Origin of the sequence: Vibrio sp. A2-1, from assembly GCF_021728355.1 — a bacterium.
Classification (GTDB): Bacteria; Pseudomonadota; Gammaproteobacteria; order Enterobacterales; family Vibrionaceae; genus Vibrio; species Vibrio splendidus_K.
This window is the reverse complement of sequence record NZ_JAKKCO010000011.1, coordinates 55312-66819: the sequence shown is the minus strand read 5'-3', so window position 1 is coordinate 66819 and position 11508 is coordinate 55312. Positions and strand designations below refer to the sequence as shown.

Below are 11508 nucleotides of genomic sequence, written 5' to 3'. Positions count from 1 at the left end.
TTAAATGCTGACTAATCAAACAGGGTTACGCTTTTAGATCTAGCATTAAAGCTAGTAGCTCCCTTTTTTCTTCGGCTGATAAACCGACACTTCTTGCTTTGGCCTGCAGGTTTTCAATTTGTTTTTCAACGCACTGGGCAAGGATATTGTCCAATGAGTCTAAAAATATGTCTTCTTGATTGTCTTCGTCGAGGGGGATTTCCCAGCTCGCGAGACGAGACAGAAGTGCCTCATGTTTGTTCTCTCGCCAATGTTCTAATAATTGGCCTGTGCTGATATGGGGGTTCACTCGGCAGATATCAAGTACTTCGACGAATAAACTTAGTCCAGGCAGCTGTAAGCCTTTGACACTTGATAAATCCGGTACCATATCAGCATAGCTCGGATTTTGGATAAGCAAAGCGATAACTTCACGCATTGGAGTGCGCTTGAGCTCTTTATGCGGTTGAGGTGTCGGGTTCTTTGTGTGAACGCGAGCACGCCTCAATTGATTATCAAATCCAGTTCGCTCATCGAGCAATTTTTCGAGCAGTTCTTGGAAGTAACTGTCAGGAATTTTACTAATCAAGGCGCTGGCATGTGCACGCAGTGCCGATTTTCCTTCTGTTGTTCCTAAATTCAGCTTGTGTATTTCAATCAGGTTATCGAACAAATAGGTCGAAAGCGGCGTCGCATTGTGGACGAGCTGTTCGAAAGCAGCCTGACCGTGTTCTCTAATATAGCTGTCTGGGTCTTCACCGTCTGGCAAGAACAGAAACTTGAGTGTGTTACCTGTTTTCAGGTATTCAAGCGCATTTTCTAGTGCGCGCCACGCGGCCTCTTTACCTGCTCTATCACCATCGTAACAACAAACCACAGTATTGGTCTGGCGGAACAACATCTGAACGTGGTCACCGGTTGTTGAGGTACCCAGTGATGCCACTGAGTAATCGACACCGTATTGCGCTAGTGCGACAACATCCATATAACCTTCAACCACAAGTACTTGAGGCGGTTCACGGTATGCTTGTAACACTTCATAAAGGCCGTAAAGCTCTTTACCTTTATGGAAGATCGGCGTTTCTGGCGAGTTTAGATACTTTGGTGTGCCGTCTTCTAAAACACGACCACCAAACCCGATTACTCGGCCTCGACGGTCACGAATCGGGAACATCACGCGTCCACGGAATCGATCGTATCGGTTGCCTTTATCGTTTTCTATCAACATGCCGCCAGTAACGAGCATGTCTTGAGCTTCTTTTTGTTGGCCAAAGTTCTTACGAACCAAGTCCCATTCATCAGCGACGTAGCCAATCCCAAACTTCTGTACGATTTCACCAGAAAGGCCGCGATTTTTTAGGTAATCAATCGCAGGCTTGTTCGCTGAGATTTTTAGCTGAGAGCGGTAAAAATTACTGATGCCGCCCATCAAATCGTAGAGGTTACGTTTTTGTTCGCTGTTGGCTCTTGGCGCCGTGGATATTTCACCGCTGCGCTGTTCCCTAGGAACATCAAGCCCTAAAAATGAGGCCAGCTCTTCAATCGCTTCAACAAAATCGAGACGTTCGAACTCCATAATGAAGTCGATAGCATTGCCATGTACGCCACAACCAAAGCAGTGATAAAACTGTTTTTCTTGGCTTACGCTGAAAGAAGGGGTCTTTTCGTTGTGAAATGGGCAACAAGCACCATAGTTTTTGCCTTTTTTCTTAAGTTTCACGCGTGCGTCCACAATATCGACAATGTCGAGACGCGCTAGGAGATCATCGATGAAACTACGCGGGATGTGTCCTGCCATAAAACCTTAGAAAAATGCACTAACTGAGAGTGTGGATAATAATAGTTTGAATAGGTTACAGATACAAACAAGCCGTGCGTTCCGAAGGATTGCACGGCTTGTTGCAATTTGATTTGGGATTAAGCGAGTTTAGAACGAACTAAACCACTAACTTTACCCATATCTGCACGCCCTTGAATTTGTGGTTTTAAGATAGCCATTACTTTACCCATGTCTTGCATGCCCGCAGGTTGAGCTTCCGCGATTGCGCTATCAAGTAGTGCAATAACTTCTTCTTCAGTTAGCGGTTGAGGCATAAAGCCTTCAAGTACCGTAATTTCTGCTTTTTCCACGTCAGCAAGATCTTGACGATTTGCCGATTCATATTGAGCAACAGAATCGCGACGTTGCTTAACCATTTTAACTAATATAGCAATAATGTCGTCGTCGTTCAGAGTGATCCGTTCGTCAACTTCACGTTGCTTAATTGCTGAAAGAGCTAAGCGGATAGTGCCAAGGCGCGGTTTGTCCTTGGCTTTCATCGCTAATTTTTGCTCTTCTTTGAGTTGTTCAATAAGAGCCATAACTCAGTCCTTATGGATTAAGTTATTAGTACAGACGAACGCGACGTGCGTTTTCGCGAGCTAGCTTTTTAGCGTGACGCTTTTGAGCTGCTGCTTTAGCGCGTTTGCGAACTGTAGTTGGCTTTTCGTAATGCTCACGACGACGCACTTCAGAAAGGATACCTGCTTTTTCACAAGAGCGCTTGAAACGACGTAGTGCAACGTCGAACGGTTCGTTTTCACGTACTTTAACTATTGGCATATGCCTTTCACCTCAGGGGTTATTCATTATCGCTGGTTACTCAGTACCAAATCAGAGAAGTTACCCATCGAGCTAACTCTCTATTCGCGTTTGGCCATTAACCAGCTTGATCAAAAATGGTGCGGAATTTTAATCCGATCACAGTGGCTTTGTAAAGCACTTTGTCGATTATAGTCTGTACAATATTTGTTTGAAGAGCTTAGGCAGGGTAATATTGCGCTAATTTCCCATTTTAGACGAAAGCGTGCCGAGAAAATTATGCGCATTATTGGTATTGAAACCTCTTGTGATGAAACAGGAATCGCAATTTATGATGATGAGCAAGGGCTGCTTTCTCATCAGTTATACAGCCAAGTAAAACTGCACGCCGATTACGGTGGTGTGGTACCTGAGCTAGCGTCGCGTGACCACGTAAAAAAAACCATTCCACTGATTAAAGCGGCATTGGCAGAAGCGAACCTAACGTCGAAAGACATTGATGGCGTGGCTTACACAGCAGGTCCCGGTTTGGTTGGTGCATTGCTTGTGGGTGCAACGATTGGTCGCAGTATTGCTTATGCGTGGGGCGTGCCTGCTGTGCCAGTGCACCATATGGAAGGTCACCTTCTTGCGCCAATGCTAGAAGACAATCCTCCACCATTCCCATTTGTTGCTCTGCTGGTTTCTGGCGGTCATACCATGATGGTCGAAGTAAAAGGCATTGGTGAATACCGAATCCTTGGTGAATCGATTGATGATGCGGCGGGTGAAGCGTTTGATAAAACCGCGAAGCTGATGGGCTTAGATTACCCGGGTGGCCCGTTGTTATCTCGACTTGCAGAAAAAGGGACTCCGGGGCGTTTTAAGTTCCCACGTCCAATGACCGATCGCCCAGGGCTAGATATGAGCTTTTCTGGTTTGAAAACGTTCGCGGCAAATACCATTCGCGCTAATGACAATGATGACCAAACTCGTGCTGATATTGCTTACGCGTTCCAAGAAGCCGTTTGTGCGACCTTGGTAATCAAGTGTAAGCGTGCCTTGGCGGAAACGGGCATGAAACGTATCGTGATTGCTGGCGGTGTTAGTGCCAACAAACAGCTACGTATTGAGCTTGAAGCGCTGGCGAAGAAAATCGGTGGTGAGGTTTACTACCCACGCACTGAGTTCTGTACTGATAATGGTGCGATGATTGCTTACGCGGGTATGCAACGCCTTAAAAATGGTGAAACGGCTGATTTGTCTGTTCATGCCACGCCGCGTTGGCCAATTGACCAACTAGAGCCAATTGCTTAACCAGTAGCAATCGTTCAACGAGAAACCGTCGATCAACAAGAAACAATCGATCAACAAAAGCTAAGCGCAGAATAAACCAGTGTGTTTCGATAAACGGTCGCCTTGTGCGGCCGTTTTTATATCCTAGCTTACCGACTATATGTCGATAAATAATTGCTAATAGAGATTAGGGAAGAACAATGAACAAGTTTACAGTAGACAATCAGTCGATGGCGTACCTGGATGAAGGTCAAGGCCCTGTTGTTGTGTTAGGTCACAGCTACCTTTGGGATAGTGCAATGTGGAAGCCGCAGATCGATGCATTAAAAACTCAGTATCGCTGTATTGTTCCAGAGCTTTGGTCTCATGGTGAGTCACAAGCTGCACCAGTTTCGATGCGTAACTTGAAAGATTACGCTCAGCACGTTTTGGCTCTGCTTGATCATTTAGAGATCGAAGAATTCTCTGTGGTTGGCTTATCGGTTGGCGGTATGTGGGGAACAGAGTTGGCGGAGTTAGCTCCCGCACGAATCAAGTCTCTGGTACTTATGGATACCTTTGTTGGTTTAGAGCCAGAAGTTGCTCATGCTAAATACTTCAGCATGTTAGACACCATTACTCAAACCAAAATGGTTCCTCAGCCGATTGTAGAAGCGGTTGTTCCACTGTTCTTCGCCAATGATGCTCAAACTAACTCACCAGCTTTAGTGGAAGGTTTTACTCAGCAGCTATTATCACTTGAGGGTGAGAAAGCAGCAGAAGTCGCACGAATCGGTCGAATGGTGTTTGGGCGTCGCGATATGATTGAAGCGGTAGAGAACTTTGCTCTGCCTGTTTTGATTGCCGTTGGACAAGAAGATAAGCCACGTCCGGCACTTGAGTCATACCTAATGCACGATTGCATTACGGGCAGTGAGTTAGTGGTGATTCCTGGTGCTGGTCATATTAGCTCGCTAGAGCAACCCGAGTTTGTGAACACAATGCTGAAGACGTTTTTAGATAAACATCTGCTGTAAGCTCTTAAAGGCTGAATAGTCTTGATCGACAGAGACTTGTGTCGGTTTAAATTTATCCCAGTTTAAAAATGATTCGGCTTAGACATGACAGTTTAAGCCGATTTTTTTTGCCCGAGTTTGGGTTCACTGCCATCGAGTAGGCGACGAATATTCTGATGGTGACGTAGGACGATCAAACAACACAACATGGCCACAGGCAGTGTGTATTGAGGTTTGACTAACCAAGCGTAGAAAGGTGCGAGCAACACAGTAACCAGTGCCGCTAAAGAAGAATAACGAAACAAAAATGCCACAACCAACCAAGTCGCCATGATCATGCCCGTTAGATCGAATCCAATTGGGGCGATGGCTCCGAGTGCTGTTGCGACGCCTTTACCACCTTTAAAGTGGAAGAATATAGGGTACATATGACCAAGGCATGCAGCAATCGCCACGACGCCTAAAATGATCGAGTCGATATTGAGGTAGTAGCCAAGCCAGACTGGAATGGTGCCTTTAAGCATGTCACAAAGTAGCACGGCTGCAGCGGCGCCTTTGCCGCCAACACGCAATACATTGGTGGCCCCTGGATTGTTGGAGCCTACCGTTCTTGGATCAGGAAGTCTTAAGACTCGGCATATCAAGACCGCACTCGAAATTGAACCTAGCAAATAGGCTGCAATGATCATGATAAGTGCCAAAGGGGTCATGTTTTTCCTTAAACGGTTATAAGTCTAACGATGGGAAAATAATGCTCAATCCAAGAGTAATTGATATCATATCTGGAATTACACGAATAATACGTTTTTTTCCCCCATATGGGTATCCGACCTCTAAAAGGACAAGTCATGGCACTGGATAAAGTTTTCATTGAACAGCTAGAAGTAATTACAACGATCGGTGTTTACGATTGGGAACAAGAGATCAAACAAAAACTTGTGCTTGATATTGAAATGGCTCATGACAACCGCCCGGCAGGTAAGAGTGATGATGTTGTCGATGCTTTGGATTACTCGACAGTCAGCACTGCCGTACTTGACCACATTGCGAATGGCCGATTCCTATTGGTTGAGCGTGTGGCAGAAGAAGTCGCTGAATTAATCATGACTCAGTTCTCAGTGCCTTGGATTAAAATCCGTTTAGCGAAGCCTGGCGCAGTGCCACAAGCAAAAGCAGTCGGTGTGATCATCGAACGAGGTCAAGCATGACAATAGCCTATGTTGGTGTTGGCACGAACATAGACCGCGACAAGCATGCAAGGGTGGCATGGACAGAGCTTCAATCGTTAGGGACTAACCTTAAATGCTCTAAGATCTATCATTGTGAGCCTGTAGGGTTTGAAAGCCATTCGTTTTATAACTTTGTGATAGAGCTCGACACATCACTCTCATTGACTGAATTTTCACAGCAACTTCGTAAAATTGAGTTTAAATGGGGTCGCTCTCAAGATGCGCATAAACTTCAAGACCGAAAGCTCGATCTTGATATTGTGCTGTTTGGAGACGTGGTTTCTGAAAGGGAACCAGAATTACCACGCAGTGATATCTATAAATATCCTTTTGTAACACAACCACTTTATGATCTCTGTCCTGCGAGAGTGATCCCGCAAGATGGAAGAACCGTCAGTGAAATATGGCAGAAGATGCAGCAATTAGATTCGCTCTCTGTCGTAGATATAACACTATAATTTTTAAGGTAAGTAATGAGTTATTTTGAAGCGTTTATGTTGGCGTTGGTGCAAGGCTTTACTGAGTTTTTACCTATTTCCAGTTCTGCACACTTAATCCTTCCTTCGGCTGTTTTAGGTTGGGAAGATCAAGGTTTGGCTTTTGATGTGGCTGTCCACGTTGGTACTTTGGCCGCAGTAGTTATCTATTTCCGCAAAGAAGTGGCCTCTCTTTTGAGCGCATTCTTTGGTTCCGTGTTTAAAGGTGATCGTAGTAAAGAAGCGAAGCTCGCGTGGATGATCATTCTCGCGACGATTCCCGCGTGTATCTTTGGTTTGTTGATGAAAGATATTGTTGAGCTTTATTTGCGCAGTGCGTGGGTGATTGCGACGACAACGATTATTTTTGGTCTGTTGCTATGGTGGGTGGATAAGAACTCAAGCCTGCGTGATGACGAATACCAAGCGGGTTGGAAAAAGGCGCTGTTTATTGGTCTTGCTCAAGCAATGGCGATCATCCCAGGTACGTCTCGCTCTGGCGCAACGATTACCGCAGCACTTTACCTTGGTTTCACACGTGAAGCCGCGGCTCGATTCTCTTTCCTAATGTCTATCCCAATCATCACTCTGGCGGGTGGTTACTTAGGTCTGAAGTTAGTGACTAGTGGTGACCCTATCCATGTTGGCACCTTGCTAACGGGTATCGTGGTTTCTTTCATCAGTGCTTATATCTGTATTCACTTCTTCTTGAAGCTTATCTCACGTATGGGTATGACACCGTTTGTTATCTACCGCCTGATTCTAGGTTTTGGTCTATTTGCTTTCTTGATGATGCAGTAGCATTCGACTTACGTAGACAAATGTTCCGCTCTACAGATTGAAACGAAAAACCCGCTTAGTCGCGGGTTTTTTAATGCATGGTAAGCAGCGCTATGGCGATTAATTATCAGCGATTTCTGATAGGGCATTTTCAATTGCGATGGATCTACGTTTCTCTTGTTCTTCTCGAATATCTTTACCTTGAAAACCATCGGCAATGATCACTTTGACTTCGACTTGAAGCGCTGCTTGGTAAGCGACTTCAAAACGCGCTTTCTGAGGGTAAGGCTGATCTTCTAACCCTTTACGACCAGCATGATCGGCTTGGCAGCAAAGCAGTATGTCGTTGAGCCTGTCTGGTTTACGCCAAACATCAAACTTGTTCAGAACCTTGAGAAAGGTGGTTGGCTTGAGCTCGCCTGCGCGATGGATATTAGAGTGTTGCTCGCAAACTAACAGTGCGAGATCTCTGAATTCATTGGGCACTCTGACTCTTTCACACAGCTTCTTAATGATTTTTAAGCCTGTATGGCAATGCATTTTGTGGCTTGGCCACTCACTTTCTGGCGTGACGCCTTTACCTAAATCATGTACTTGAGCGGCAAAACGCACGGGTAATGATGAGCTTAATCGAGCAGCTTGTTGAGCAACCATCAGAGTGTGGATGCCCGTGTCGATCTCAGGGTGCCATTTTTCAGGTTGAGGCACACCAAACAGCGCGTCAATTTCAGGCAACACAACAGCCAATGCACCACACTCTTTCAGTACAGAAAGGAACACTTCAGGATGCGGAGTGCTAAGGGATTTATGCCACTCTTGCCAAACTCGCTCTGCCGTAAGATGTGCCAGTTCACCGGATTGGACGATCTCGCTCATCATCACCATGGTTTCTGGTGCAACCGTAAAGTTGAGATGATGGAGTTTGGCGGCGAAGCGAGCCACACGCAGCACACGCAGAGGATCTTCAACAAAAGCATCCGAGACGTGTCTTAGAACACGATCAGAGAGATCTTTCTGGCCATGGTAAGGATCGTAAAGCTGGCCTTTATCGTCTTGAGCAATGGCGTTGATGGTCAAATCTCGACGCATGAGATCTTCTTCCAAACTCACATCTGGTGCAAAGTAACATTCGAAACCCGTATAGCCAGAACCTGATTTTCTCTCGGTACGAGCCAGTGCGTGCTCTTCTTTGGTTTTTGGGTGTAAGAATACAGGGAAATCTTTCCCGACAGCAGTAAATCCAAGGCTTTCCATTTCTTGAGGGGTACTTCCTACCACGACCCAATCTCTATCATAGCTATCAATATTGAGCAGTTTATCGCGTACCGCTCCACCGACAAGATAGCGTTGTACCCCATTCTCTTTTGGTAGGCTATCGAATATTTGCAACTTATCACCTCGAAATGTTTTATCACTGCTGGACTTTACTGCAAGCAATGGTACTTTCCATTAATCGTAATTATAGGGCAGCACATGTATAAGGAATATTTTGGCTTCGTTGAGATGCCATTTTCGATTGTACCAAATTCTCGCTACTTGTTTTTAAGTCAGCGTCACCAAGAAGCGATGCAGAACCTACAAGCCGGTTTAGGCGAAGGAGGGGGCTTTGCGATGCTTACTGGTGAAGTCGGTACAGGAAAAACAACGGTCGCCAAAGCGATGTTGTCATCACTCGATAATCAGACTCAAGCTGGCCTTATACTTAACCCTACGTTTTCGAATACGGATTTACTGGAAGCTATCTGTGATGAGTTTGAGGTTGAGTACCCTGAACAAGCATCGTTGAAACAGCTGAGTCAGGCCATTCATCACTTCCTGCTCGATAGTCATGCTGAAGGCATTCAAACCTTATTGGTGATTGATGAAGCCCAACATCTCGCAGCTGATGTGCTGGAGCAGCTGCGCCTTCTGACCAATTTAGAAACCGACAGTCGCAAGCTGTTAAAAGTACTGTTGGTCGGCCAGCCGGAATTACAACAGCACTTACAAACCACTCAATTACGTCAGCTAGCACAGCGTATTACAGGTCGCTATCACTTACTGCCTCTTAATACTGAAGAGACAGGCAAGTACATCGCGTTTCGTTTAGAAACGGCGGGTGGCGAGCAGATGCTGTTTTCGAATCGTTCAATCAAGTTGATCGCTCAATATACTCATGGTATTCCAAGGCTCATTAACTTGGTGTGTGACAAAGCCCTGCAATTGGCTTTTCATGATGGTGAGCCATTACCGAACAATGAAACGGTTAACCGAGCGTGTCAGCAGGTTATGTCGTTTCAGGCCGATGTGTATCATGTCGAAAAGCCTCGAGCTTCTCTCGTCGTACCCAAGTTATTCCAATACGCAGGGATTGCTACATTAAGTGTCGGCCTTGCAATCGCGACCTTTAATTTTGCTCCAAGCTATATCAATTCATGGCAGTCGGTTGAGACTTCAAGTGAAATGAAAACAGAAGTGTCTGCACAGACTCAGCGCTCTTTGGTGGCGAATGAACCTCAGTTGGTTGCTGAGCCAAAACCTTCCAAGTTTGCTTTACCACAAGATATTCAACAGCACTTGATGCAGGGAACCAATCGTTCTCTCGCTATTAAGGACTTGTATACGCTCTGGGGATATCAGTCTTCACTGCGTGATGGCTTGTGCTTAAGTGAGCCGCAAAGTGTATTTGTGTGCGAGCAACAACAGTCAAATTTGGATACATTGTTAGATCTTGGCGTACCCGTGGTCCTTAATCTGGATATCGTTCAAGAGCCAGTGTTTGCTGTGCTTTATGGTGCGTCTGAGGAGTCTGTCGAGCTCCTCGTTAACGAAAAGCTTTTGGTGATGCCTAAGCGTACCTTAAAGAAAATCTGGCAAGGTGATTATGTCGCGATTTGGAAACAGCCACTCAGAGAGACGCTCAAAGAGGGTTATCAAGGTGAGGCGATTGCACTACTTGATCTGCTATTGTCTGAAGTTTTGGGTGAAGACGTATCGGGCAGTGATGTATTTGACTATGAGTTAAAAATGAAAATTGAAGCGTTTCAAATGTGGCAAGGCATGTCAGTCGATGGCATTGCAGGAAAACGCACGCTGGCAAGATTACAAAGATTGGCTCAACTCGACTCGCCTAAGTTGATGTCACTCGATGGAGGCGCAAGTTAATGTCACGCATTATGCATGAGCTTAATCAGTCGTCTGCTAAGCAGCCGCCTCTTAACCAAGCGTCTCTTAAACAATCATCTTTTAATAGCCCCAGCTTCAAAGGCTACCAAAATCATCATGTGCCAAGTTCTGTTAAAGGGATTAGCAATAAACGAGGCTCATCGTTAGCCATGGGGCTACTCCTTATCTTGGTGCCTTCTTTGTTGGTGGGTGGTGTTCTGGCTTATCAATCGTATAACCAACAAAAAAATTCGGCTAGCCAAGCTACCTATGTCGCTCTGCCTGAATCAAAATCTCAATCAGACCTTGAGCCTCAAATCGCTGATGCTGATATAGCCAATGTGGATGCTGTGTCAGTGGATGCAGAAGATGAAGTATTATTCGCAGTTCGCCCAGCACCAGTAAGCCAACCTTTGAAAGCACTGCCACGCCAAGAGGTGTATGCGCAGATTGGCTCTGAAAGTACGAATGTCGCTGGTGGAGCTATTGTGCCTGTGGCTAGTTCAGAGAGTAGTGCGCGAACATCAGAAGAGTCAGAGTTATCACTAGCTCAGCAAGAGATTCAGCCAGGTGTAAGCAATGAGAATACGGCTCTGCAATCGGACAGTGATTTACTGCAAGGGCTAGATCTCAGTGAGTTACCACCTGATTTGGCCTTAAAGCTTGAATCAATGATGGGTGAGCAACAAAGCGCACTTGAGCCAATGGACTCACGTCCAGCAGGGCAGGTAGGGTCTCAGGTCATAGAGTTAGAGTCTCACAGCAATAGTTTATCTGGGGTATTACCTAAGCTAGACCTGCAAACTCACATGTATTCGAGTAGTGAAACCAAGCGTTGGGTAAAAGTGAATGGCCAAGAAGTGGCGCAAGGAGATTGGATTGGACAAGACATTCAATTACTGGAGATTAAGCCACAATCAGTGATTATCGAGTTCAATCAACAGAAAATAGAAATCCCCGCTCTGTACGAGTGGAAAGGCTAAAAGCTAGATAGCCCCAGAGACTTAGAGAACAGACAAATAAAAAGGAGCACCGAGGTGCTCCTTTTT

General features: G+C 45.6%; 12 protein-coding genes. 7 read left to right on the top strand and 5 right to left on the bottom strand.

Features of this window, described 5'->3' with window-relative positions; all coding sequences use genetic code 11:
- Positions 1–25 precede the first annotated feature (25 nt).
- From dnaG to rpsU, 3 genes are all read right to left on the bottom strand, one after another.
- Positions 26–1777 carry a DNA primase gene (dnaG, locus tag L3V33_RS21410; protein WP_017080230.1) on the bottom strand — a complete coding sequence of 584 codons (1752 nt, stop codon included), beginning with the start codon at positions 1775–1777 and terminating at the stop codon, positions 26–28.
- Positions 1778–1896: 119 nt separating this feature from the next.
- On the bottom strand, positions 1897–2340 hold the full coding sequence (locus tag L3V33_RS21405; RefSeq protein WP_009847797.1) for a GatB/YqeY domain-containing protein: 444 nt from the start codon (positions 2338–2340) through the stop codon (positions 1897–1899).
- Between the two features lie 25 nt (positions 2341–2365).
- On the bottom strand, positions 2366–2581 hold the full coding sequence (gene rpsU / locus L3V33_RS21400) for a 30S ribosomal protein S21 (protein WP_004396009.1): 216 nt from the start codon (positions 2579–2581) through the stop codon (positions 2366–2368).
- A 258-nt stretch (positions 2582–2839) separates the two neighbouring features.
- Between rpsU and tsaD the strand changes: the two genes are divergently transcribed.
- Both tsaD and L3V33_RS21390 read left to right on the top strand, forming a co-directional pair.
- Positions 2840–3856 (top strand): tRNA (adenosine(37)-N6)-threonylcarbamoyltransferase complex transferase subunit TsaD, encoded by a 1017-nt coding sequence (gene tsaD, locus L3V33_RS21395; RefSeq protein ID WP_010434613.1) that lies wholly within the window; start codon positions 2840–2842, stop codon positions 3854–3856.
- 179 nt (positions 3857–4035) lie between these two features.
- Positions 4036–4851 carry an alpha/beta hydrolase gene (locus L3V33_RS21390; RefSeq protein ID WP_171308571.1) on the top strand — a complete coding sequence of 272 codons (816 nt, stop codon included), beginning with the start codon at positions 4036–4038 and terminating at the stop codon, positions 4849–4851.
- Between the two features lie 92 nt (positions 4852–4943).
- Here L3V33_RS21390 and plsY read toward each other — a convergent pair whose 3' ends face one another.
- A complete protein-coding gene (plsY, locus tag L3V33_RS21385; RefSeq protein ID WP_004735970.1) occupies positions 4944–5540 on the bottom strand; it encodes a glycerol-3-phosphate 1-O-acyltransferase PlsY in 597 nt (198 codons plus the stop codon).
- A 138-nt stretch (positions 5541–5678) separates the two neighbouring features.
- Here plsY and folB point away from each other — a divergent pair, with 138 nt between their 5' ends.
- Genes folB through L3V33_RS21370 form a run of 3 tightly spaced genes read left to right on the top strand, consistent with a single transcriptional unit; the run spans position 5679 to position 7336 of the window.
- Positions 5679–6038 carry a dihydroneopterin aldolase gene (gene folB / locus L3V33_RS21380; protein ID WP_004735969.1) on the top strand — a complete coding sequence of 120 codons (360 nt, stop codon included), beginning with the start codon at positions 5679–5681 and terminating at the stop codon, positions 6036–6038.
- Positions 6035–6517: a 2-amino-4-hydroxy-6-hydroxymethyldihydropteridine diphosphokinase gene (folK, locus tag L3V33_RS21375; RefSeq protein WP_108150470.1), complete on the top strand. Its 483-nt coding sequence runs from the start codon at positions 6035–6037 to the stop codon at positions 6515–6517. Before folB ends, folK begins: the two co-directional genes overlap by 4 nt.
- 15 nt (positions 6518–6532) lie before the next feature.
- Positions 6533–7336 carry an undecaprenyl-diphosphate phosphatase gene (locus L3V33_RS21370; protein WP_237291161.1) on the top strand — a complete coding sequence of 268 codons (804 nt, stop codon included), beginning with the start codon at positions 6533–6535 and terminating at the stop codon, positions 7334–7336.
- Positions 7337–7435: 99 nt separating this feature from the next.
- Here L3V33_RS21370 and L3V33_RS21365 read toward each other — a convergent pair whose 3' ends face one another.
- The gene (locus L3V33_RS21365) at positions 7436–8752 is read right to left on the bottom strand and encodes a multifunctional CCA addition/repair protein (protein ID WP_237291160.1); all 1317 of its coding nucleotides are present in this window, start codon (positions 8750–8752) and stop codon (positions 7436–7438) included.
- 36 nt (positions 8753–8788) lie between these two features.
- Here L3V33_RS21365 and L3V33_RS21360 point away from each other — a divergent pair, with 36 nt between their 5' ends.
- Positions 8789–10459, top strand: a complete 1671-nt coding sequence (locus L3V33_RS21360; RefSeq protein ID WP_186733150.1) for an ExeA family protein — start codon at positions 8789–8791, stop codon at positions 10457–10459.
- Positions 10459–11442, top strand: coding sequence for a general secretion pathway protein GspB (locus L3V33_RS21355; RefSeq protein ID WP_237291159.1), 984 nt, complete (start codon positions 10459–10461; stop codon positions 11440–11442). The genes L3V33_RS21360 and L3V33_RS21355 overlap by 1 nt, the downstream gene beginning before the upstream one ends.
- The last annotated feature ends 66 nt before the right edge of the window (positions 11443–11508 follow it).

Excerpts from the sequence above, each read along its gene's own strand:
- L3V33_RS21405 (WP_009847797.1), bottom strand. The coding sequence starts at position 2,340 with ATGGCTCTTATTGAACAACTCAAAGAAGAGCAAAAATTAGCGATGAAA.
- folK (WP_108150470.1), top strand. The coding sequence starts at position 6,035 with ATGACAATAGCCTATGTTGGTGTTGGCACGAACATAGACCGCGACAAG.
- plsY (WP_004735970.1), bottom strand. The coding sequence starts at position 5,540 with ATGACCCCTTTGGCACTTATCATGATCATTGCAGCCTATTTGCTAGGT.
- L3V33_RS21355 (WP_237291159.1), top strand. The coding sequence starts at position 10,459 with ATGTCACGCATTATGCATGAGCTTAATCAGTCGTCTGCTAAGCAGCCG.
- L3V33_RS21370 (WP_237291161.1), top strand. The coding sequence starts at position 6,533 with ATGAGTTATTTTGAAGCGTTTATGTTGGCGTTGGTGCAAGGCTTTACT.
- tsaD (WP_010434613.1), top strand. The coding sequence starts at position 2,840 with ATGCGCATTATTGGTATTGAAACCTCTTGTGATGAAACAGGAATCGCA.
- dnaG (WP_017080230.1), bottom strand. The coding sequence starts at position 1,777 with ATGGCAGGACACATCCCGCGTAGTTTCATCGATGATCTCCTAGCGCGT.
- rpsU (WP_004396009.1), bottom strand. The coding sequence starts at position 2,581 with ATGCCAATAGTTAAAGTACGTGAAAACGAACCGTTCGACGTTGCACTA.
- folB (WP_004735969.1), top strand. The coding sequence starts at position 5,679 with ATGGCACTGGATAAAGTTTTCATTGAACAGCTAGAAGTAATTACAACG.
- L3V33_RS21390 (WP_171308571.1), top strand. The coding sequence starts at position 4,036 with ATGAACAAGTTTACAGTAGACAATCAGTCGATGGCGTACCTGGATGAA.
- L3V33_RS21360 (WP_186733150.1), top strand. The coding sequence starts at position 8,789 with ATGTATAAGGAATATTTTGGCTTCGTTGAGATGCCATTTTCGATTGTA.